The organism is Flavobacterium sp. 83, from assembly GCF_000744835.1.
Classification (GTDB): domain Bacteria; phylum Bacteroidota; class Bacteroidia; order Flavobacteriales; family Flavobacteriaceae; genus Flavobacterium.
The window spans coordinates 1,065,044-1,089,594 of record NZ_JQMS01000001.1 but is presented as its reverse complement, the minus strand read 5'-3'; the positions used below and the strand labels follow the sequence as shown (position 1 = coordinate 1,089,594).

Annotated in this window: 17 protein-coding genes; 14 read left to right on the top strand and 3 right to left on the bottom strand. The window is 32.9% G+C overall.

The features are described from left to right. The first annotated feature begins 830 nt into the window (after positions 1–830). Positions 831–1,226, top strand: a complete 396-nt coding sequence (locus tag T410_RS04740) for a (deoxy)nucleoside triphosphate pyrophosphohydrolase (protein WP_035669069.1) — start codon at positions 831–833, stop codon at positions 1,224–1,226. After that, on the top strand, positions 1,219–4,644 hold the full coding sequence (locus tag T410_RS04735) for a DUF3427 domain-containing protein (RefSeq protein WP_035669068.1): 3,426 nt from the start codon (positions 1,219–1,221) through the stop codon (positions 4,642–4,644). Before T410_RS04740 ends, T410_RS04735 begins: the two co-directional genes overlap by 8 nt. Positions 4,645–4,704: 60 nt before the next feature. Here the strand turns inward: T410_RS04735 and T410_RS04730 are convergent, their stop codons facing one another. Continuing rightward, positions 4,705–5,121 (bottom strand): DUF2452 domain-containing protein, encoded by a 417-nt coding sequence (locus T410_RS04730; RefSeq protein WP_035669067.1) that lies wholly within the window; start codon positions 5,119–5,121, stop codon positions 4,705–4,707. Between the two features lie 573 nt (positions 5,122–5,694). Here T410_RS04730 and T410_RS04725 point away from each other — a divergent pair. Both T410_RS04725 and T410_RS04720 read left to right on the top strand, forming a co-directional pair. Then, positions 5,695–7,065 carry a Gfo/Idh/MocA family protein gene (locus T410_RS04725; RefSeq protein ID WP_193743723.1) on the top strand — a complete coding sequence of 457 codons (1,371 nt, stop codon included), beginning with the start codon at positions 5,695–5,697 and terminating at the stop codon, positions 7,063–7,065. Positions 7,066–7,137: 72 nt separating this feature from the next. Next, entirely contained in the window at positions 7,138–8,238 is a 1,101-nt protein-coding gene (locus T410_RS04720) for an acyltransferase family protein (RefSeq protein WP_035669066.1), read from the top strand. A 203-nt stretch (positions 8,239–8,441) separates the two neighbouring features. On the opposite strand, the gene T410_RS04715 is transcribed toward T410_RS04720, so the two are convergent. Beyond that, complete coding sequence (locus T410_RS04715) at positions 8,442–9,650, bottom strand: PepSY-like domain-containing protein (protein WP_035669065.1); 1,209 nt, start codon at positions 9,648–9,650, stop codon at positions 8,442–8,444. A gap of 357 nt (positions 9,651–10,007) precedes the next feature. Between T410_RS04715 and T410_RS17300 the strand changes: the two genes are divergently transcribed. The 10 genes from T410_RS17300 to T410_RS04665 all read left to right on the top strand — a co-directional run bounded on the left by T410_RS17300 (position 10,008) and on the right by T410_RS04665 (position 22,397). Then, positions 10,008–10,199 (top strand): DinB family protein, encoded by a 192-nt coding sequence (locus T410_RS17300; RefSeq protein WP_035669063.1) that lies wholly within the window; start codon positions 10,008–10,010, stop codon positions 10,197–10,199. 346 nt (positions 10,200–10,545) lie between these two features. After that, positions 10,546–10,797 (top strand): alpha/beta fold hydrolase, encoded by a 252-nt coding sequence (locus tag T410_RS16425; protein ID WP_051929351.1) that lies wholly within the window; start codon positions 10,546–10,548, stop codon positions 10,795–10,797. Between the two features lie 521 nt (positions 10,798–11,318). Further along, positions 11,319–13,796, top strand: coding sequence for a glycoside hydrolase family 3 N-terminal domain-containing protein (locus T410_RS04700; RefSeq protein WP_081897804.1), 2,478 nt, complete (start codon positions 11,319–11,321; stop codon positions 13,794–13,796). Positions 13,797–14,012: 216 nt separating this feature from the next. Beyond that, positions 14,013–15,131 carry an acyltransferase gene (locus tag T410_RS04695; RefSeq protein ID WP_035669062.1) on the top strand — a complete coding sequence of 373 codons (1,119 nt, stop codon included), beginning with the start codon at positions 14,013–14,015 and terminating at the stop codon, positions 15,129–15,131. Between the two features lie 343 nt (positions 15,132–15,474). Then, positions 15,475–16,239: a hypothetical protein gene (locus tag T410_RS04690; protein ID WP_035674097.1), complete on the top strand. Its 765-nt coding sequence runs from the start codon at positions 15,475–15,477 to the stop codon at positions 16,237–16,239. 406 nt (positions 16,240–16,645) lie between these two features. Continuing rightward, positions 16,646–17,569 carry a sensor histidine kinase gene (locus T410_RS04685; protein WP_193743722.1) on the top strand — a complete coding sequence of 308 codons (924 nt, stop codon included), beginning with the start codon at positions 16,646–16,648 and terminating at the stop codon, positions 17,567–17,569. Further along, positions 17,566–18,318, top strand: a complete 753-nt coding sequence (locus T410_RS04680) for a LytTR family DNA-binding domain-containing protein (RefSeq protein WP_035669058.1) — start codon at positions 17,566–17,568, stop codon at positions 18,316–18,318. The genes T410_RS04685 and T410_RS04680 overlap by 4 nt, the downstream gene beginning before the upstream one ends. Positions 18,319–18,466: 148 nt before the next feature. Next, entirely contained in the window at positions 18,467–20,956 is a 2,490-nt protein-coding gene (locus T410_RS04675; RefSeq protein ID WP_035669057.1) for a TonB-dependent receptor domain-containing protein, read from the top strand. 206 nt (positions 20,957–21,162) lie between these two features. Beyond that, positions 21,163–21,552 (top strand): Dabb family protein, encoded by a 390-nt coding sequence (locus tag T410_RS04670; protein ID WP_035669055.1) that lies wholly within the window; start codon positions 21,163–21,165, stop codon positions 21,550–21,552. A 329-nt stretch (positions 21,553–21,881) separates the two neighbouring features. After that, positions 21,882–22,397 (top strand): PepSY domain-containing protein, encoded by a 516-nt coding sequence (locus T410_RS04665; protein WP_035669053.1) that lies wholly within the window; start codon positions 21,882–21,884, stop codon positions 22,395–22,397. Between the two features lie 153 nt (positions 22,398–22,550). On the opposite strand, the gene T410_RS04660 is transcribed toward T410_RS04665, so the two are convergent. Then, positions 22,551–24,326: an alpha-glucosidase gene (locus tag T410_RS04660; protein WP_081897867.1), complete on the bottom strand. Its 1,776-nt coding sequence runs from the start codon at positions 24,324–24,326 to the stop codon at positions 22,551–22,553. Positions 24,327–24,551 lie beyond the last annotated feature (225 nt).

Below are 24,551 nucleotides of genomic sequence, written 5' to 3'. Positions count from 1 at the left end.
GGCTATCATTACTGATAGCCTTTTTTGATTTAACAATGTATCCCAAAACTGAATTATAGAACTTATAGGATTATCTAATATTTAATTAAACAGTTCTTTTGGCGTTTAACGGTTTTTTTAGTGAAAAAATGTTAACTGTGAAATTAAATATTTTTAATCACTTCATTTTACCTCCAGTAAGTTTAAGGTAAGTTAAGGAAATAAACAATAAAAAAATGACAATGATCCTTTCAAGAAAAAAAGTTAACGCTCAAATTTTTTTATATTTGCATAATCAAAAAGAGCTTTCTGGCTGCAGCTTCCATCAATAAGGGGAGCTTTTTAAAAAGACTTTACAGCAATTTAAGGTCTTTTTTGTTTTTACTACTTTCCTATTTGGGGATAGCTCGCGTTCTAGAGTACCTTAGTTTTATAAAAACCAAAAATATCCACTACACCCTTTTTTAAACCCTCTTTGTAGTACAGGAGCAATTCCTGCCTTTCCTTTCATTCTTATTGATAGCCCTTGCTTTTCTAAGGCATAAAAGGAGCTTCTTGCAGTCGCTCTTTTATACCTAGAAAAACAGCAGCCTCTTGCATAAGGAATTCCATTACAGTCAGGGCTAGGGGGATTGAGTTAAAATAGAATTTGATATTATAATTAAAAGTTTTTTCTATTGCAAAAACAACTTTTTTTGCTACTTTAAATTGCAAAAGTAAAAAAGTTATAAGAACTCAAAACGTGATACTTGTTGAGAATAAACCTATATATTTGTATAACTAAAAAATAAAAACATTGTAAAACATACTTTCCAAATTGGAAAAGCATATACAAGAAACCAAGGTTAAAAATGAAAAAAGTTGAAGTAGTAGCTGCAGTAATCTTTTTTGAAAATAAAATTCTATGTGTGCAAAGGCCTAAAAATAAGTTGTCTTATATATCAGAGAAATTTGAATTTCCTGGAGGAAAAATTGAGCAAGGCGAAACAAAACAAGATGCTTTAAAACGTGAATTACTGGAAGAACTTAATATTGTAACAGATATAAAATCTTTATTTCTTACCGTTATTCATCAATACCCAGATTTTGAATTGACTATGCATAGTTTTATTTGTGAGGCTAAATCAAAAGAACTTATCCTTAATGAACATATAGCTCTAGAATGGTTAAATCCAAAACAACTTAAAACCCTTGATTGGGCAGCAGCAGATATTCCGATTGTAAATAAATTGATAATGAATGGATAAGATAATTCAAATTTTTAATTCCAGTTTACAAACAGGCTATGTAGATAAAAATGTTTTGTCCGATTTAGCTTATCAACCGGAGTTACTTGTCAATCAAAAAAATCCACCAAAAAAAGTACTTTCAACAATACTTCACGAACTTGAAAATTGTAATCAGTTTTATATTTCCGTAGCGTTTGTTACGACAAGTGGAGTTGCAACAATAATTAACAAATTAAAAGAATTAGAAAACCGAAAGATAACGGGTCAAATTTTAGTATCTCAATATTTAAATTTCACACAACCTGAAGCATTAAAAAGATTATTGCAATTTAAAAACATCGATTTACGCATCGCTACAACTGGTAACGCTCATGCAAAAGGATATATATTTAAAAATAAAGACCATTACAATCTAATTGTAGGAAGTAGTAATTTAACGGACAGTGCTTTATCTACAAATAAGGAATGGAACATTAAAGTGTCGGCCTTAAATGAAAGTGGTTTAGTTGAAGACGTACTTTGGGAATTTCAAGCTGATTTTGAAAAAGCAACTGTTGTAACCACTGATTATATCTCACTTTACGAAGAGATTTATAAAAAGCAATTTCTCACAAATAAAACAGCGGGATTAGATAAAATCCTAACTGAAATAACTCCTAATGCTATGCAGTTAGAAGCATTGGAAAATTTAGAAAATTTACGAAAAGATAAAAAGAATAAAGCTTTAATAATATCTGCAACAGGAACTGGAAAAACTTATTTATCAGCATTCGACGCAAAAGCTTTTAATCCTAGAAAATTACTATTTGTAGTACATCGATTAACCATTGCAAAAGATTCATTAAAGACTTTCCAAAAAGTTTTTGGTAAAAACAAAACAATGGGTTTGTATTCTGGTGAAAAAAGAGAATTAGAATGCGATTTCGTGTTTTCAACAATTCAAACAATTTCAAAATTAACGCATCTTGAAAATTTTTCAAAATATCATTTTGATTACATAATCATTGATGAAACGCATAGATCTGGCGCAGATTCTTATTTGCGATTAATCGATTATTTTGAACCAAAGTTTCTCTTAGGAATGACCGCTACTCCTGAAAGAACTGATGGTAACAATATATTTCAATTATTTGACCACAATATTGCTTATGAGATTAGATTAAACCGAGCAATGGAAGAAGAAATGCTCAGTCCGTTTCACTATTATGGTGTCGCCGATTTATTAATTGACAATAATGTGATTGACAATAAATCAGATTTTAATTTATTAGTTTCTACTGAAAGAGTTAAAAGAGTAATTGAACAAGCCCGATTTTACGGAAGTGACAACGGCATCACTAGAGGTTTAATTTTTTGTTCTAGAAAAAAAGAAGCAACTGAACTCTCTGCTTTATTTAATTTAAAGGGACTTAAAACAGTTGCCTTAACTGGTGATAGTACTGAATTAGAAAGAGCAAAAGCAATTGAGAAGTTAGAATCAGATAATATACACGAAAAACTTGATTATATTTTTACAGTTGATATTTTCAATGAAGGTATTGATATTCCTAAAATTAATCAGATTATTATGCTTCGACCAACTGAATCATCTATCATTTTTATTCAGCAATTAGGTCGAGGATTGAGAAAAATTGATGGGAAAAACTATGTAACCGTTATTGATTTTATAGGGAATTACGAAAACAACTATCTAATTCCAATCGCACTTTATGGTGATACCTCATATAATAAAGATTCTCTTAGAAAATTAATTACGGAAGGAAGTAGAATGATTCCTGGTTCTTCAACAATTAATTTTGATGAAATCACTAAAGAAAAGATATTTCAATCTATTGATTCAGCAAACATGCAATTGTTCTCTGATTTAAAAAAAGATTACTACTTATTGAAATTCAAGCTTGGTAGAATCCCAATGATGATGGATTTTATAGAGCATGGTTCCAGAGATCCATATTTGTATGTAAATTATGCAGGTTCTTATTATAATTTCATTGTTAAAGTTGAGCAAGAATACAACTCAGATTTAGCTAAGGAACAAATTAAACTTTTGGAGCTTTTTTCTAAAGAAATAAACAATTCAAAAAGAGTTGAAGAAAGTATAATCATCAAATTATTAATTAAAAATGGAAAGCTTTCATTAACTACTTTAAAAGAAATAATTTTAAAAAAATATCATTACACCTTTTCCAATGAAACAATTCAATCGTGTATTTCAAATTTAAATTTTGAATTTATTAGAGAGAAAAAAGAAGGGAAGCTAATTTCTGCAAAAGAGATTTATAATTTAGATATTATAAAATTAGAGAACGACAGTTTCATTTTTTCAAACACATTTCTTTCTTACTTAAGCCATGAAACATTTAAAACATTTTTAGTTGATTCTACAGATTATTCAATATATGAATTTGACAAAGTATTTGAACCAAATAATTGGCAAGAAGGATTTCTACTTTATCGAAAATATTCTCGTAAAGATGTTTTCAGAATATTAAACACTATAGAAAATCCAGTTGCACAAAATGTAGGTGGATATTTAGTAAGTCCCGACAATTCTCATTGCCCCATTTTTGTAAACTATCACAAAGAAGAAGACATATCTGAATCTACAAAATATGAAGATAAATTTGTAAATGCCAAGGAATTTGATTGGATGTCAAAATCTAATAGAAACATAAACAGTAAAGATGTTCAATCTATTTTAGGAAAAAATGGAGCTATTAGGCTTCCTCTTTTTATCAAAAAAAATAATGATGAAGGAATGGACTTTTATTATATGGGAGAAGTGAGTCCTGAACTAAATCAAATTGAGCAAACAACAATGAGTAATGATAGTGGAAAAAAAGTTTCAGTTGTAAAAATCCGTTTCAATTTGGCTAGTCCAGTTTCCCCATCTATGTATAATTATTTGGAAGAAAAATTAACTGAGAAAACTAAAAAATCTGAAACGAAAGTTGAAATTGATCAGTTCCAAGCAACAATCAATTTTGAACCCATATTACAAAACCCAGTTCCTTTATATGATTTCTATGCAGCAGCTGGAACATTTAGTAAAATTCAATCTGAGAAAGAATTTACCCTAATTGAAGGACCTGCAAATTCTAAAAACGACTATTTTGCATGTAAAATAGTTGGAGAATCAATGAATAGAGTTATTCCAAATGGTTCAATCTGCTTGTTTAAGCCTTATACTGGCGGTAGTAGAAACGGAAAAATAGTTTTAATTGAAAATATTGATATTCAAGATCAAGATTTCAATTCGGCTTTTACAATTAAGACCTATTCAAGTGAAAAAGTAGTAACGGAAGAAGGTTGGGAACACACTTCAATTCTTTTAAGGCCAAATTCATTCGATACATCTTACAAAAATATCTTTATCACTGAAGAAAATGGAGTAGAAATGAGAGTTGTTGGAGAGTTTGTTTCAATTATTGCATAAAATCAGTATAAAGCCTTATTGCAAAATATTGTTTGTTTTTACAATAGTGAACTTTATATCTTAATACCCCCCACGATTCCCATCAAGCACCACCCACTTCTTATCACTATTCAATCTAAAGGTTCCTATGTGTTCTCGATTCCATTCTTGTGGGCTTATTAAGGACAAAAAGTTTACTCCAGCGGCATCGCGGTACAAATGGTAGATTTCGCCAATAACGGGCTCGAACGAGAACTTAGCACTGTACACTAGTTCGTTCCATTCGTATTCCTCCATTAACTTTTGGTACTGCAATTGGAGTTCGTTAAATTTATTGACCAACTCTTTGTTTACATTCTCAATTCCCCTACTTTTCCATGACACCACATCATCCACACGTATTACGGGCGCACCTACATTGGTAGCATAAGGCAACATATTAGCATTAAACCCTTCTTCAAGGGAGTAAACAACGTTATCTGGTTTATTAGTTTCCATTTATTTTTCTTTTAATGTAGAACAGCAATTTAATTATGAGGCCAATATAAGTAACGCTTATTTTCAATTGGATTTTTCCAAATGATTTTAAAGACATACCAGTTCCTCTACTAAGTGTTATTTGCTTTTTGTTTAACAATTATTCAGCAAAGATAAACAAAAAATCAAGTCCTAGAGACCATTTAATTTTTAAGTGCAAATTGAATCTGGTTTTAAATTGTTCCTTTTTATAATTTAAAAGACACTAAAATTCAATTAGACCGGTAAAAGAACCCACCTTTAATACCATATCCCATACAATCCAACTGATTGTAAGATTGTCATAAATCCTTTTTTATCTTTTAGGTACTTCATAATTAGCTAAAAAATATAAAGGCTAAAACATTGTAGTACTGCTGCCATCCCTCAATCAAGTCCCTTTTAGTTTATTATAAAAAATTGCACAAAAGTTTTGTTTTTTTATTTATATTTAACAGTTATTTAAATTAATTATGGGATAAGTTGTCCCTTTTATAAAGAATAAACAGCATATAGACCAATGAATTGAAGCTATAAACTAAATACGTATTTGATATGGGAAAAGCACTTTCACGAAGAAATCTACTTAAAACTTTAGGTCTTATCACCGGCGGTATATTAACCATGCCTTTACATGGATTTGCCGAAACAAATCTTCGCTTGCATATTCCCGATCCAAAAAAATACCCCGCACCAATAAAACCTGTTACCGCTATTACGCTAGGTGCTGGAAATCGCGGTACTGTTTATGGCAACTATGCCTTACAATATCCAGAACATTTAAAAATTGTAGGAGTAGCTGACCCTATTGTTATAAGAAAAGAGCGCTATAGCGAAAAACATGGTATTCCAGTTGAAAATAGGTTTGTGACTTGGGAGGATGTTTTTAACCGTCCCAAATTTGCAGATGCTGTGATCATTTCTACACCCGATAATTTACATTTTGGGCCTTGCATGAAAGCCTTGTCTATGGGTTACGATATCTTGCTTGAAAAACCAATAGCACCCACTGAAAAAGAATGCCGAAAAATATTGGCTTTGGCCAAAAAAACAAACCGCATCGTGGCGGTATGCCATGTACTGCGTTATTCACCCTATTTCATTAAATTAAGAGAACTCATCCAAAAAGGGACTATAGGAGAACTTATAAGCATTCAGCATTTTGAACCCATACAGCACATTCACATGTCACACAGTTACGTACGTGGAAACTGGCACAATAGTAAAGAAACAACCCCTATAATTCTGGCTAAATCGTGTCATGATCTTGATATTTTACGATGGTTGGTTGGAGATTCTTGTGAAAGAATATCGGCATTTGGTGATTTAAAATGGTTTAAAAAAGAAAATATGCCCGTAGGTGCAACCTCTCGTTGTATTGATGGATGCGCCATAGAAAAAGAATGCCCGTACAGTGCTTTGAAAATTTATTACCGTGACCGACAACGAACTCATGTGTTTGATCTCCCTACCGAAGAAGACAAACAGGGTGAGGCTATTTTAGACCGTCTAAAAACTACTAATTACGGTCGTTGTGTGTACCAAATGGACAATGACCAACCGGATCATTACACAACCAATCTTCAGTTTTCTAATGGAGTTACGGCTGCCTTCAGTATGGAAGCATTTACATCATACGAAGGAAGACGCACCCGTATCATGGGTAGTCATGGCGATATTGTAGGCGATATGTCGCAATTTACTTACACTAACTTTTTAACTGGAGAAAAAACGGAATGGCAACAAAATAGTGATGCCCACGGAGGCGGTGATTGGAATTTAGTTTCGGACTGGATACAAGCCGTATCACAACAAAATTCCGGTTTACTTTCTTCTTCCATTGACGCCTCAGTTGAAAGTCATATTATTGGATTTACAGCTGAAAAAAGCCGTTTGAAAGGAACTACAGAAAAAGTAATCTTATAATCCGAAAATTTTCAATCATTAATTCACTAGTTGAAAAAGTTACAAACAGTCCCTTTCTAAAATAAAACCTACATGGAACTACAAAAAAAACGTTATTTATCATTAGACATCTTTAGGGGTTTGGATATCGCCCTTATGATTATTGTTAATTCTCCAGGCAAAAGCGCCACTACTTTTGCCCCTTTATTGCATGCTAAATGGCATGGTTTTACACTTACTGATTTGGTGTTCCCAACATTCCTTTTCATTGTTGGAAATTCCATTAGTTTAAGCATAACAAAATACGGTACTTTATCAAATAAAGTGTTTTTAACTAAAGTACTAAAACGCACTGTGATACTCTTTTTACTGGGATTTTTAATGTATTGGTTTCCCTTTTTCGAAAATGGTGCGCTGAAACCCTTGAGTGATACCCGGATTTTTGGTGTCCTTCAAAGAATTGCTTTGTGTTATTTTTTTGGTGCTCTAATTTTACGCTTTTGGAAAACAAAAGGAGCTCTAATTTTTAGTGTCATCGCGCTTGTTTCGTATCAAATACTACTCTATACTTTTGGAGACTATACTCTAGAAGGAAATGCTGTTTTAAAACTAGATACTTGGTTAATTGGAGCAAATCATATGTATCATGGTGACGGAATTGCTTTTGACCCCGAAGGTTTGCTTAGCACGCTTCCTGCAATTGTAAACGTGATTGGTGGGTATATTGCGGGTTCGTTTCTACAAAAAAGTGGTCAAAATTATAAAACCATCCTAAAAATGACAGTTGTTGGCATTGTTTTAATTATAATTGCCTTAGGATGGAACTCGTTTTTTCCAATCAACAAAAAATTATGGACCAGTTCCTTTGTGGTACTAACTATTGGTCTCGATCTTATAATCCTTTCGGTATTAGTGTACCTTTTAGATATCTTAAAAAAAACCAAGTGGACATTCTTTTTTGAAGTATTGGGCAAAAATCCTTTGTTTGTTTACCTCCTTTCTGAATTGCTAGTAATCACGCTTTATCAATTTAAAATAAAAGGCAGTTCGTCCTATGATTGGATTGCAGAGAATATCTTTGTGTTGACGCTTGGGGATTATATGGGTTCTTTGGGGTTTGCCGTTTCTATCCTGCTTACTTGCTGGATCGTGGGTTATTTCCTAAATCGAAATAAAATTTATATTAAGATTTAATCTATTTTTTACATCTAATTTTCCTGTTTGGAATCCCTTTTTATACAAAATAGTATAACTAAAACCACTTCGTAATTGAAGTGGTTTTAGTATTCTTAACAAGTGCTAATTGAGCCAATTGTAAACTTAAATAAGAACAACAAAAAAGACCATCAGCGTACTGATGGTCTTTTTTTAATATATTTTAAAAGAGATTTTTTCTTTTAATTATTTACTACATTAACAAATACACCTGTAGCTGTGAAATTCAATTTTAGTTTAGTTCCTGTTGCAGTACTAATTGTAACATCATAACTTCCATCAGATTCTAAATGAGCTTCTTTTATAGTAGCCCCAACATAATTTGTAGTTATATACTCTTTTATATTGGCAATTAAATCTGTTACAATAACCGAAACCATTGATGCAGAATGATTATTGTTAGCATCAGAACCTACTACAAATTCACCTGTACCAGTAAAATTCAATTCTAATCGAACTCCTGCAGCAGTAGTAAGATGCACTTCGAAACCACCGTTCCAATCTTTCTCTGCAGATGTAATTGTGGCATTCGCATAATTTGTAGTGATATATGTAGTAATACTCGCCAATAGGTTCGCTACTGCAACTTGAGTTTCGCTATTAGAATGATTACTCCCGTTAGAACTTACTGAAAGGAATTCGCCAGCAGCACTAAAATTCAGATTCAAATGAGCTCCTGTAGCAGTGGTAATGAATACATCAAAAGTAGCATCTGACTCTTTATGAGCAGAAGTAATTGTAGCTCCTGTATAATTTGATTCAATATATATTTTTATTTTGGAAACTAAATCAGCAATAGCTACTGGTACTTGATTGGTATCATGTTTGTGTTTATGATTTCCATTAGCCTTAAATACTCTTTCAGACACAAATGTACCAGCAACATCAAAATTCAATTTGATTTTGTTTCCATCTGCAGCAGTGATGAACACATCAAAACCACCATCAGATTCTAAATGAGCTTCTTTTATAGTTGCCCCAGCATAATTTGTGGTAATGTATGTAGTTATTGCAGGCAATAAATCAGCAATAGCAACTGTAGTTTCAGTTTTTACAGACTCCAGCGTTCCTTTGGCAGTAAAATTTAATTTAGCCATAACGCTAGATGTTTTTGCTGTATTACTCGATTTAAGAGTAGTTCCAGCTGGCAGCGTTACATAAGCCACATAAGTTCCGTCTGAATTCAAATTCACTTGGGTTGTAGTAGCTCCTGCATATTTAGATGTGATATAAGAAGTAATTGTGGTTGGTAAAACTGATGCTGCTACCACTTCATAGGTTAAAGCAACAGCACTAACTGCTGAACTAGATGAACCAGGTTCATTATTAGTACAGCTAAACATTATAAAAGAAAATGCAAAGGCAATTAGGGTTTTTTGTTGGGTTTTCATTTTATTAAAATTAAAGGTTAAAAATATTTCAAAATCACATTCTTTCCTTTTAAAACATTTAAAAATAAAATTACCCTACCTGTTTTTTGAATTTATTTTTAGATTTATAATTATGTAAATTCCATCTGCCAAATATATATCTTCAAACTAATTTGAACTTTTGCTAAGAGTCTTTTTCGTTAATTAATTTTTAAGGAGGTATTTGTTTTTTACACATTTAAAACACAACATGAATTTATGTTTTGATTGTCTGGCAGTTACACAATCTTTTAGTTATTCTAAATGAGTTAAAAAACAATTAGAAAATATGTCGTTTTACAACACTTAAAAAACTATAAACTCTAATAAAATCAAAGTTTGCCAAAGGCGTTTTCTACTGTCAATCACAAAAAACAGAAAACTATCTGGGAAAAGCTTTTTGATAAATTTGACATGAGTAAAGAGCAAGTGTTAAACAAGTGTTTTGAACATCAAAACCATCATAGAGCACAAACAATGGTTTATTTAAGATTAGTAGGTGCTACTCCTCCCGCAGAAAAACTATTTTAATTTATCTATAAAATGAAAAAATCAATACTAACGTTTTTTAATATTTGTAGTTTTTTGTTGTAATACGTTTGCGCAAAAACCGTTGCGTCATTTCATGCAAAGCAGAGACGAACAAATGAAACACCATTCCCTATGGTAATAATTCACAGGCGGGACATTATGTACAATCAAAAGATGTCAAAATTTATTATGAAGTATATGGCAAAGGACAACCCATTGTAATACTACATGGTGGATTGTTTAGTTCAACCGCTGAAATGGCAAAAACCAAAGGCAACCTTACCCTATGTTTTCAGGTACTAGCAGTTTCTACTCGTGGGCATGGTAGGAAATCGGAATCGAACCATTGACATTAGAACAAAGAGCAAATGATGTATTGGCAGTAATCCGTGAAGTAACTACAGAAAAAGTAATGATTCTTGGATTTAGTGATGGAGGATATACCGCTTATAAATTTGGCTCAATGTATCCTGATAAAGCTAAAAAAATGATTGTGATAGGCGCGGGTGTTTTATATCCCGGATTAACGGATTTTAATTTTAACTTCAATCAAGCGATGAAATGGATTCGGAATTTTAGGTATAACAACGCACCTTAATGCCAGAACCGAATCGGTTAAAAGAGGTGTTTTAGCAAATCGAGACTTGTTATAGCTGAATTATCGGGCACGGTCCAATTTTCCCGTTTTAATTATGGCGGGCGACTGAGATGAGGGTAACTCGGTTCAAAACGTACTCAATGCCTTTTGGTGTTTTTTAAAAATACTTTTATAGTCCATCATAAATTCTGGCAATTCATCGATAGATTCCCATTAATAAAACATCCGAAAGATTATCAATAGCTAAATTAACTATTGAAAATCTATTGACCATACAATCCTATGGAAAGAAATCATAGGACAAATTTGAGATATACATTCCCCAAGATTGAACTGATTTTTTCATTATTATTTTCTTAAAGCAAATTGTTAAAAATTCTAACATAAATTAAATTATTATAAGTAATTTCTTTTATAAAAAACCAATAATGAAAATTTTCACTTCTTTTTTGCAAATATTAAAAAATATAATTAATATTGCTTCATTATGAAGCAATATTAATTACTACCTAAAAAACCTTATGAAAAAAATATCTTTTTCGAAAATTGCGAAAATATCACTTCTTTCAACATTAGTGCTTTCTGGGATTTCTTGGAATAAAAATCCTGAAATTAAAGATTCACCTGGCAAACCCATAATTACTGTTGACGGGTTAACGTTTTCTGATTTAAACCAAAACGGAAGACTAGATAAATATGAAGATTACCGTCTTCCGATGAATGATAGAATTCAGGATTTGATTAGCAAAATGACCGATGATGAAAAAGCAAGCATGCTTATTGGAATTGGAATGCCTGGGTTTGATCTAAATACTTTTAAATTCACAACAGAAGGTTTTCAAGGAAAAGTACCTGGAGCTGCAGGAGGAACTTATGATTTAAAACGATTAGGAATTCCAACAGTCGTTGTCTCTGATGGTCCTGCTGGTTTGAGAATTAATCCAAAAAGAAATAATGACCCAAACTTCTATTATGCAACCGCATTTCCTGTTGGAACCGCATTGGCATCCACTTGGAATACAGAATTAATCAACAGTGTTGGAAAAGCAATGGGTAACGAAGTAAAAGAATATGGTGTAGATGTTTTATTAGGACCAGGAATGAACATTCATAGAAATCCATTGTGCGGAAGAAACTTCGAGTATTATTCAGAAGATCCATTACTTACTGGTAAAATATCGGCAGCAATCGTAAATGGTATTCAATCTAATGGAGTTGGAACTTCGGTTAAACATTTTGCAGCTAATAATCAAGAGCGCAACCGTATGGGAGTAAATGCTCATATTAGCGAAAGAGCCTTACGTGAAATTTATTTAAGAGGTTTTGAAATATCTGTAAAAGAAGCACAGCCTTGGACTATTATGTCATCCTATAACTTAATTAATGGATCTTATACTTCGCAAAGAAAAGATTTATTAACGACAGTTTTAAGAAATGAATGGGGATTTAAAGGTTTAGTGATGACGGATTGGTTTGGTGGTTATGATGGATTTGGTGGAGCAAATTCTCCTTTTTCTCCAAATGCAGTAAGTAATGTTACCGCACAATTAGCTGCTGGAAATGATTTACTGATGCCAGGAATGCCAACTCAAAAACAAGCTATTTTAGACAACATGAAAAGTGGAAAATTATCTGCAGCAGTTGTAAATACCGATTTAACTCGAGTTTTAGAATTAGTAATGAGATCTCCTTCTATGAACAATTACAACTATTCGGGGAAACCAAATTTAAAAGCTAATGCTGAAGTAACAAGACAAGCAGCCGCCGAAGGAACTATTCTATTAAAAAATGACAATAATACTTTGCCGTTTTCTTCTAAAGCTACTCCATTGGCCGTTTTTGGAGTGACTTCGTATGATTTTATTTCAGGAGGAACTGGAAGTGGTGATGTAAATGAAGCGTACACTGTTTCATTAATTGACGGATTAACGAATTCAGGATTTTCAATTGATAAAGATCTAGAGGGATTGTACAAACCGTATACAGCAGATCAAAAAGCAAAAGAGTTAGAGCGTCGTGAAAAAAATGGCGGATTAATGGCTTCTCCAAAACGTATTGAAGAACTAGAATTGAACAAGGAAATTATTGAAAACAAAGCCAATTCATCTGAAGTTGCCCTGATTACAATAGGTAGAAATGCTGGAGAAGGAGATGATAGAAAAGTAGATGCCGACTTCAATTTGGCCACTGACGAAATAGCTTTAATTAACACTGTTTCCCAAGCCTTTCATGCCAAAGGAAAAAAAGTAGTTGTTGTATTGAATATTGGCGGAGTGATTGAAACCGCTAGTTGGAAAGATAAAGTAGATGCAATTCTTTTGCCGTGGCAACCAGGTCAAGAAGGCGGAAATTCTGTAGCCGATGTTTTCACTGGAAAAGTAACTCCATCTGGAAAATTAACCATGACTTTCCCCGTTAATTATGCTGATACGCCTTCATTCAAAAACTGGATTGGAACGCCTGCTGAAAACCCTACAAGTGTAACGTACGAAGAAGGAGTTTATGTTGGATACCGTTATTACAACACGTTTAACGTAAAACCATCTTACGAATTTGGTTACGGATTATCGTATACAAGCTTTGATGTGGCTAATTTGAAATTAAGTGCTACGACTTTTGCCAATAAAATTACTGCAACAGTAACCGTAAAAAACACTGGGAAAACAGCTGGAAAAGAAGTGGTAGAATTATATCTTTCGGCTCCAGCCAAAAACACTGACAAACCAAGTTCAGAGTTGAAAGCTTTTGCAAAAACAAATTTATTGCAACCGGGAGAAAGTCAAACTATTACTTTGACACTAAATCCTAAAAATTTAGCTTCATTTGTTACCGCTAAAAATGCTTGGATTGCTGAAGCAGGTTCTTACAAAGTAGCCATTGGAACATCGTCATTAAACATTAAACAAACTGCTAAATTTTCTTTAGCAAAAGAATTAGTGGTGGAAAAAACAAATGCTGCATTTGCTGCAGACACTCAATTTTCTGATTTGAAGCACTAATTTCTGCATTCAATTCATGATTGAGCTTCACTAAAGAAGCAAAGCTTTAAAAGCCTGATAGCAATATTAGGCTTTTAAAACTTAACTTAAGTGCGATTTTAGCCCTTGCAATTATTTCAAATTGATAAGGAATAGGTTTGTTTATAAAAGGAGCAGAACTATTTTTTGTCTTCGAAATATTAAATTACATATTCCACAAAATAAAAATTAAAATATATGAATAACAATACTATAAATTCAAAACCCCATTATCCAATACTTGACGGTTTGCGTGGTGTAGCAGCACTTATGGTGGTTGCTTTTCACATTTTTGAGGCCCATGCGACTAGTTATCTGGATCAAAAAATAAACCACGGCTATCTTGCAGTTGATTTTTTCTTTTTACTTTCCGGCTTTGTTATTAGCTACGCTTATGACGATCGATGGGATAGAATGTCAATTGGGAATTTTTTTAAAAGAAGATTGATTCGACTTCAACCAATGGTCATTATGGGAATGATTATAGGTGCATTATTGTTTTATTTCCAAGATTCAGTAACCTTATGGCCTGCCATACATGAAGTTCCTGTTTGGAAAATGCTTTTGGTAATGGTTATTGGATTTACGCTGATTCCTGTTCCACTCTCTTTGGACATTCGTGGTTGGGCAGAAATGCATCCGCTTAACGGACCCGGCTGGTCATTGTTTTATGAATATATTGCCAATATTCTCTATGCGCTTTTTGTTAGAAAATTTTCAAAAACAGCGCTTTCAATACTCGTCTTTCTTTCCGGATGTGCATTAATTCATCTTGCAGTAACAAGTCCTAATGGATATCTTGTAGGAGGCTGGTCGCTAAATGCTGAACATATACATATTGGTTTTACTCGAATGATGTTTCCTTTTTTTGCGGGAGTATTGCTTTTTCGTATGGGAAAATTAATTAAGGTAAAAAATGCTTTTTTTTGGTGCAGTTTACTAGTTATAATGGCTTTAGCTATGCCAAGAATTGGCGGAAGTGAGCATATTTGGTGGAATGGTATTTATGATTCTGCAACTGTAATTTTGTTTTTCCCTTTAATAATTTTCTTGGCAGCTAGCGGAGAGATTACAAGTAAATTTTCTTCAAGGGTATGTAAATTTTTTGGCGATATTTCTTACCCAATATACATTACGCATTATCCAATAATATACATCTATACCGCATGGGCAGTAGATAATAAAATCCCGTTCAGTGAAGCATATCCTATGAGTATATTGACTTTATTATCTTGTGTTGTACTTGCTTATGCTTGCTTAAAATTATATGATGTGCCTGTAAGACAATGGATCAATAAAAAAGCATTCCAAAAATAGAAACGCTTTCAGCGGTAATCGAAAAAAAAGATGCATTTTCATAAAGCAAGATCAGGAGATTCGTTGCTCTTTTTAAATATCTTCTTTTTAGGTGATCTTGCCGAAAACACCCTTATTAAAAAAGGATTATACTTTACGGCAGTTGAACTTTTATTGAATCCTAAATGCAAACTGATTTAGAATCGAAAACAATACAACCGTCAGGAAGCACCTCAATTCTTTGATAATTACAGGTATAGTTTTGAAATTCATTTCAAAACTATACCTGTTTTATTCTTTGCATTTAAATAAACCCAACACGTTTTAAATAAATGTGTTATTGAAATAATTTCAAGTAATTAATATGAAAAAAAATACAATTAAAATTTTTTTATTAATAGCCGTTTTCATAAATACATCGGTTCTTTTTTCGCAAGAATCAAACAATACAAAAAACGAAACAAAGGATGCTATTAAGCTTAAAGGCTCAATTAGTGTTACTAATAATGGCATTTCTATCATACCTACTTTTAGCTTAGGAAAACCTGCAGCAATAATTAATCTCTCGCTTGGAACAAGCAGGCTGACTTTTGAGCCTGAATTTCGATTTTCATTAGAAGGTAAGCCGTGGTCATTTGTTTTTTGGGGACGATATAAGGCCTATAAAAGTGATAAATTTTCATTGAATATTGGCGCTCATCCTGCATTTCTATTTAAAACAATCCCTTTAACTAAGGACGGTATTACAAACGACTATATTGTGACTCAAAGATATCTGGCTACAGAGGTGGTACCTACTTACCGCATTTCTAAAGACGTAACTTTGGGAATGTATTATTTATATTCTCATGGTTTTGATATAGGAACTATTAATAACACGCATTTTGTTACAGTAAATAGTGGCATCTCAAATATTGAAGTATCTAATAATTTAAGAATGAAGATCAGTCCACAATTGTATTACCTTCGAATGAATGATGCCGATGGTTTTTATTCGTCTGCTACGTTAACAATATCAAAAATCGATAATCCTTTCTCATTTTCAGCATTCTGCAATAAAGTGATTGATACTAATATCAAGGCGAGTAAGGACTTCGTTTGGAATGCAACACTAACCTATGCTTTTTAAACAATCCTGCCGTTTTTTATTAAATATCGCACAATGTATTTGAGTACTTAACTTTCGATTTTCTTCAACAAAGCAACTTCGATAAAGAGTTTCAGGATGTTAATCTTGAAACTCTTTTTATTTATACCTCTGGCGCGATTCATGAATTAATCACAATACTTTTCATTTTTCTAAGAGGAACTAGGTCTGTCTATCGACATTCTATGGGAAACTGTCGATTCTAATTTTAGGATATCATTTATTACGTATATTTATTTTTAATTTATACATGATGAAACCATTTTCAGTTAAAGACATATCGATTTTTTCAAAAGCGTTACTCTTTTTTGGACTACTAATAGTCCAAAGTATGCCTCTGTATATGAATATTAGTTTTCCAATAGAATTTTGGATAAAACAAATGTTTATGTATGTAATATGGATTATCGTTTTTTATCTCACCTACAAAATAATTATACCTACCCTTTTATTTCAAGGCAAAAATGGTTTTTTCTTTATTGCAATATGTATTCTTATCGTAGCAGTGCTATATATTAGCGATACTTTCAACTCACTCATAAACCTTGATGCTATTTTAAATCAGCATTTTAAAATTTCTAAAAAAGACAACATGCATGGTGCTTTGATTTCAAATTTAAGCGAAATCATAATAACCTTGTTATTAGTAGGTGCCAGCACCGTAATAAGCGTTGCCAAAAAACTGCAAGCTGAAACACAAATGCGGCAAAATCTTGAAAAGGAAAAAGTGACTTCGGAACTGTCATTTCTTAAATCTCAAATCAATCCTCACTTTTTTTTTAATATCCTGAACAGTATTTATGCCTTGGCGGGTACTGAAAATCACCCGGCACGGGAAGCGATCTATACTTTGTCACACATGATGCGCTATGTACTTTATGACACCAAAAACAATCTGACAACGCTAAGTAAAGAAATAGGTTTTGTAGAGGATTATCTAAAACTCATGGAGCTGAGAATTACGGATAAAGTACAGGTAATATTTGAAAAACGTAAAAATATGAAGGAAGTAGAAGTAGCACCAATGTTGTTTTTACCTTTTATCGAAAATGCCTATAAACACGGAATCAGCGGCATTTATCCAAGCTATATTTATATTGGAATTGAGCAGTCCGAAAAATTTATACAAATTGAAGTCCGTAATTCTATTTTTGAAAATCAAACCCTAAGTAAAGAAGAAAGTAACGGAATTGGTTTAATCAATACCCGCAGAAGACTCGATCTGATTTATCCGGGCAAATACGAATTAACTACTACGAAAGATATTCTTCAAATGGAATATTCGGTAATCTTAAAATTACAAATCTCATGATATTAAAATGTATTGCGGTTGATGATGAACCGCTGGCGCTACAGATTCTGGTTTCTTATATAGAACAAATGCCGTCCTTATCATTAGTAGGGCAGTTTTCGAATGCTATCGAAGCATTAAAAGCAATTCATGAACAGGAGATTGACCTAATTTTTCTTGATATTCGAATGCCGGACATAAACGGAATTGAACTGGCAAAGATTGTAGAACAATATCGTATAAAGGGGAATTTAAGAATCATATTTACAACCGCTTTTGACCAGTATGCGCTTGATGGTTACAAGGTAGATGCACTTGATTATCTCCTAAAACCTTTTAGTTTTGTTGATTTCAGTAAATCAGTTGCAAAGGCGCTGGGCTATTTTGATTTAATACGAAACCCGGAGCAGGAAATACGAAAATACAGTCCGCAAATTCCTGAAAATGAAGTAGCTTATATTTATCTGAAATTTGAATATCAGCTTGTTAGAATTGCTGTAGATGACATCATTTATATAGAAAGCATGAAAGATTATGTAAAAGTATTCCGCCTAAGCGAAGACAAACCTTTATTGTCACTGACCAGTATGAAATCGCTGGAAGAAAAGCTTCCCGAAAATAAATTTATGCGAATCCACAGATCCTATATTGTGTCACTGGATAAAATAAAGTCCGCTACAAAAAACTCCGTCCAAATTGACAAAATTACCATTGCGGTTACCGACCAATACAAAGATAATTTTATGAAATTTTTCCAAGATTGGGCTTAAAAATTTGAATTGTTAAAATTCCGTCGACGTTCTCCGCCTCTCTATCGAATGTGTTGGCATTTATTCCTATTAAGATGTTGCTTTGTACCGTAATCCAAACGAATTTGTATAAAAATTCTAATGGTTTTGGAACTTAAAATATCTTAAAATGAAAAAAATTATCCTTCTCACTGTATTACTTTTTTCTGTTTTAACAGTAAAATCGCAAAATTTTACCGGAACGAATAGCTTAAAAGGAAAAATTTCTGGTACCGTAATCGATTCTATAACTAAAGCACCAGTTGATTATGCTTCAGTAAGTCTTTATAAAATTAACTCAGCTAAACCTGCGACGGGTGTTTTAACCGATGCTACCGGAAATTTCAAGTTGAATGAAGTTGAACCTGGTACATATACCGTTACCATTTCTTTTATTGGCTACAATGACAAAACTATTAAATCCATAATTACAACAAATGCAAAGTTGGATCTTGAGATTGGAAAAGTAGTTTTAAGTCCTGAAACTAATACGTTAAAAGAAGTTGTAGTGGTAGGGAAAACACAACAAGTGACTAACAAGATTGATAAAATTGTTTACAACGTAGAAAAAGACTTGACAGCAACTGGTGGTAATGCTACTGACGTATTGCAAAAAGTGCCTATGGTAAATGTAGATATCAATGGAAATGTATCGATCCGTGGAGACGCAAATGTACGCGTATTAATCAACGGAAAACCATCAGGAGCTACATCAGCTAACCTTGCTGATGTATTGAAAACAATACCCGCTGACCAAATTAAAAATATCGAAGTGGTTACTTCACCATCTGCAAAATATGATGCCGAAGGATCAGCAGGAATTATTAACATTATTACCAAACAAAAAAGTACTTCAGGAGTAAGTGGCTCTGTAAGTGGTGGTATTGGTACGAGACAAAATAACTTTAATGCAAATGTTAATTACAATAAAAACCGTTTCAGCCTTTCGGCAAATATTGGATTCAACAATGGCTGGCCACAAGAGTCCGCTTCCGAGTCGAATCAAATTTTAAACAACAGTAATGCCAAAAGCTTACAAACAAGTAAAGGGAGTAATGAGGTACAGCGTAAAGGTATTGTAGCATCAGTCACTGCGGGTTATGATTTTAATAGTTTCAATAGTTTGAGTACAACTTTTAGATATAATGATGGAGGATTTGAGCGAAGCGGAACAAGTGAAAATCAATTTACTGATTATCTGAATAACGCGAACAGTAGCAATTATACTGGACAAAGTAGTGCGAAAAACTCCTTTGGAGGGTTTGACTGGAACCTTAATTATAGTCATAAATTTGCAAAGGCAGGACACGAACTTACTTTCTCATCGCAATGGAGCCATAGTTTAGTCAATACCGATTACCAAAATATTTATTCTGGTTTTTATACCAATCAAAAAGCAAATAATGACGGAACGAATAATGAATACACGCTTCAATTGGATTATACCTTACCGGTAACTGAAAAATTTAAACTGGAAGCCGGTGGTAAAACAATCATCAGAAAGATTTCGAGTGATTTCCAAAATTATGTTCCTGATGCACAAAATGCGTTTGTTTTTGACCCAATCAGCTCTAATTTATACAATTACAACCAAGATGTTGCATCCGTTTATACAGTAGGAACAGTAACTTTACCCAAAGGTTTTACTGTAATGGCAGGCGCTCGTTTTGAAAACACAGCTATCAAAGGAGACCCTACAAATGCGCTACAAACCGATTTAAGTCCATTCAAAATTGACTACGGGACATTTATTCCAAGTTTTACATTACAAAAAGCATTATCTCAATCGTCTTCTTTAAAACTGACCTATAGCAAACGTATTTCAAGACCAAGCTTTACTTACTTGAACCCATTTATCAATAAATCAAATATTCAAGCACAAACACAAGGGAACCCAACGCTTGATCCTGAAGTGTCTCAAACCGTAGAATTAGGATTCTCCACATTTTCTCAAAAGCGCACTCTGAATATTTCGGCGTATTATAAATATACATCAGACTTAATTGAAGGTATTGCAACACCTTTATCAGATGAGACAGGAACAATCACCAATTATCAAAATATTGGTAACAATAAATCATTTGGAATGAGTTTTTTCGGTTCTGTAAACCCTTTTAAAATACTGACTTTACGCGGAAACTTTAATGCCTTTACATACAAACCAGATCCAACTGGATTATACAACTTGGAACAATCCACTAATAGTACAACAATTCAATATTCTGCATTCGTGAGTGGGACACTTCAATTAAAAAAGGACATTTCAGCTGAAGCATTTATAATCCAAAATTCTTCTAAGAAAACATTGCAAGGCACCACTCCAGCTTTTAATTTAATGGTGTTTGGAGTAAAAAAACAATTTTGGAACAAAGCAGCATCATTAGGAGTTAACATGGTATCGCCATTCAAAAAGGATTTAGAATTCAAACAGAATTCAAGTGGACAAGGCTTCAGCCAAAGCAGTACTTTTAAATTTCCAATCCGTTCTTTTGGAATTACATTCAGCTATAATTTTGGTTCAATGAATTTCACTGGCGCTAAAAAGAAAGGCATCAATAATGATGACCTTAAAGAAGGAGATCAAAACAATCAGGGAGGTAGTATGCCTGCAATGAAATAAGATAATAGAAATATATTAAAACTCAAAAAGGTTTCAGGAATAGTATCTTGAAACCTTTTTTATATGCAGGACTTTTTAAACATTCTACAGGAATACTCTAATTAGGGGATTAATCGGTCTGTACGGAGTTGTTCAAACAAATAAAGGAGCTGTTTTTCTCTCTTTTTATTTTTTAAATTTCGATATTTACCTTTTAAAATTAATTTATGATACGTAGAAAATTTATTGGTGCTGCAGCTTTATTTGGAGTTGCAGGTATTATGGGCTTTGCAATGCGCCCCAAGAAAAAACCCTTATTGCACCATGTGTTTTTTTGGTTAAAGAACCCACAATCAGAAGCTGACAAACAGCAATTAATTTCCGGTTTAAAAACCTTAGCGGCAATACCAACTATTCGTCAAATTCATGTGGGCGTTTTGGCTTCTACCGAGAAACGCGAAGTAGTAGACACCTCTTGGAGTGTTTCGGAACTCATGTTTTTTGATGATGCAGCCGGACAAAAAGTATACCAGGATCATCCAATTCATCAGGCTTTTGTAAAAAACTGTTCTCATTTATGGGAAAAGGTAGTGGTTTATGATGCAATAGATGTGTAACTGTTAAAGGAATTGGGTCGCTGTCAATCTGTGTGAAATTACTGGTAAAAAAAATTCAAGAAATAAATCTTGAAAAGACTATTTATTGCCCAAATTTTAGTTTTTGAATCCAATAAACGTTTTTATCAGATTGACGATAAAAGATCTTTTTGTAGGATAACAAAATTATTTAAAAAAATTACTCCAAAGGATTAAACCTTTTAATTCTTTTTTTGTCAAACGTTTCTATAATTATAAAGTTGTCGCGATATTTCTTTTATCAGCCCACTATTTTTATTAACAATTAACATAAAATCAATTAATACTTTAAAAAAAAAACCTGTTTAAGTATGTCAAAAAAACAAACTCTTAGTACAACAATGCGTATCGTTCATCGTTATTTAGGCTTTTTCCTTGCTGGAATTATGGCTGTTTATGCCTTAAGTGGAATTATATTAATTTTTAGAGACTCTGGTTTTCTGAAAGAAGAAAAACAAGTAGTTAAAAAAGTTAAGCCCAATGCCAGTGGAGAGGATTTAGGACGAATGTTAGAAATTCGTGGTTTTAAAGCGGATCGTGAAGAAGGCGATGTTGTTTATTTTAAGGATGGAACATACAATAAAAAAACTGGAGTAGCTGATTATAAAACAAAAGAACTTCCTGCTGCTATCGAAAAAATGACTCAACTACATAAAGCAAGGTCTGGAGATCCCTTATTTTTTTTAAATGTCTTTTTTGGCTTATCGCTTTTATTTTTTGTGATATCTTCTTTCTGGATGTTCATGCCCAAAACATCAATATTCAAAAAAGGATTATACTTCACTGCTGCCGGTGTAGTGTTAACTTTGATTTTGTTGTTGGTATAAATTAATGAATAAAGCAGAAAGGTGTCGCTTGAGACCTTTCTGCTTTGATTATAAAAATAATGGTTAGAGTTTAAAGCCGTTACACTTAAACATTCATTTTTTTAAGAAAACAAAACCCTTACTATGTGTAAAAGTTTTGTATAATTTCAATGGTTATTTCAACTCTAATACAAGAGCCTCATAAGGTCTTAGAGTAGCTTTTTTTGATAGTGTCGCATAATTATCAATTAAAATTTTTGCGTTTTTTAAGTTAATTCCTGTATTTGCAATAGCATTTTTAGCAGAAAAATTTAATAACACTAACACTTTTTTACCATCTAATTCTCTGGTGTACGCATACACATTTGGATTGTTTTTGTCTAAAAGAGTGTATTTTCCATAAACTAAAACGGGTTTCGATTTGCGAAGTTTGGTCATTCTTCTAAAGTAATTCAATACTGAATTCGGGTCTTTTTCTTGAGCCGCTGCATTCAAAACAGTGTGATTGTCATTTACTTTTAACCACGGTTCCGCTGTTGAAAACCCTCCATTTTTAGAGCTATCCCATTGGAAAGGAGTTCTTCCGTTGTCTCTGGCTCCACCGGTTTTTTGATCTTCGATGAATTGTTTTAAATCACCGCCGGCAATTTTTACTTTTTCATATTCTGCAATCGTTTCGATGTCTCTATAATCTTCAATTTTATTGAATTTGGCATTCACCATTCCTATTTCATCTCCATTATAATAATAAGGCGTTCCTTTCATCGAAAGTAAAAAAGTGGTTAACATTTTTGATGAAACGGCTCTGAATTCTGGTGCGTCATTTCCCCAACGAGAAGTCATTCTGGGTTGATCGTGGTTCCCTAAATAAATGGTTCCCCATCCTTTTTGGTCGTAAACTGCATCCCAGTCAGAATAGATTTTTTTGAAATCAATTAAACTCCAATTTGGATTCATTTTTTTGAAATAACCCGGAATGTACCCTAAGTTAGTTCCTTCAAAATGATACCCCATATCCAATTCTTTTCTATCGGCATCCACAAAATCATGAGCTGATTTCAGTGTCATTCCAGCACCTTCTGCTAATGCCATTACATCATATTTACTCAAAACTTCTTTATTCATTTCTTTCAAATAATCGTGCAAATGAGGTCCGCTGGCCATAAAAATATCCCAACGCCCTTGGTAGTTTTTATCTAAATCAGCTTGAGTAATCACCGGAAAAGTCGTGTCTTTTGCGATAAATGGAATCACGTCCATACGGAATCCATCAATCCCTTTTTGGAACCACCAATTCATCATGCTATAAATTTCCTGACGCAATTTTGGGTTTTCCCAATTCAAATCAGGTTGCTTATAGCTGAAGTAATGTAAATAATACGAATCCGTTTGTTTGTCATATCTCCAACCACTTCCATCTGCTTCAAAAGCACCTGGGCGAAAAGCGGGTTTTCCTTTTTCGGCTGGCCACCAATGGTAATAATCTCGGTATGGATTGTCTCGGGATTTACGGCTTTCCTGAAACCATTTATGCTCATCTGAACTGTGATTGACAACTAAATCCATTACTAATTTCAAACCTCTTTCATGCATTCCTTTCAATAACGCATCAAAATCTTCCATGGTTCCAAATTCTTTCATAATAGATTGATAATCCGAAATGTCATATCCGTTATCTGCATTTGGAGAACCGTAAATTGGATTCAACCAAACCACATCTATTCCTAAACTTTTGATATAATCTAATTTTTGAATAATCCCTTTCAAATCTCCTACGCCATCTCCATCAGTATCTTTGAAACTTCTGGGATAAATTTGATATACAACGGCTTCCTTCCACCATTTTCGGTCAACTGTCGGCTTTTTTTCTTGTGCTACAGTTGGGTTTGTTGAGGCTAATCCAAAGCAAAATAATGCAATGGCCATTCCCTTTGATAATGCTACTTTCATTTTAAATTTTTTAGTTAATGGTTTTTTCAACGAAATCGATTTATTAGACACGTTTTAGTAATGCCTTATATTTCAAAAACTTTGATATAGTAAAAGTAGATTCTTTCCCTGCTTAAAATTTTACAGGTAAAAAAAAAGTAAATTATATTTTTTACAAATGATTGAAAATAAGCAACTTAAAAATAATTTGTCATTAAAAAAAGTGGTGCATTTATAAAATAAAAA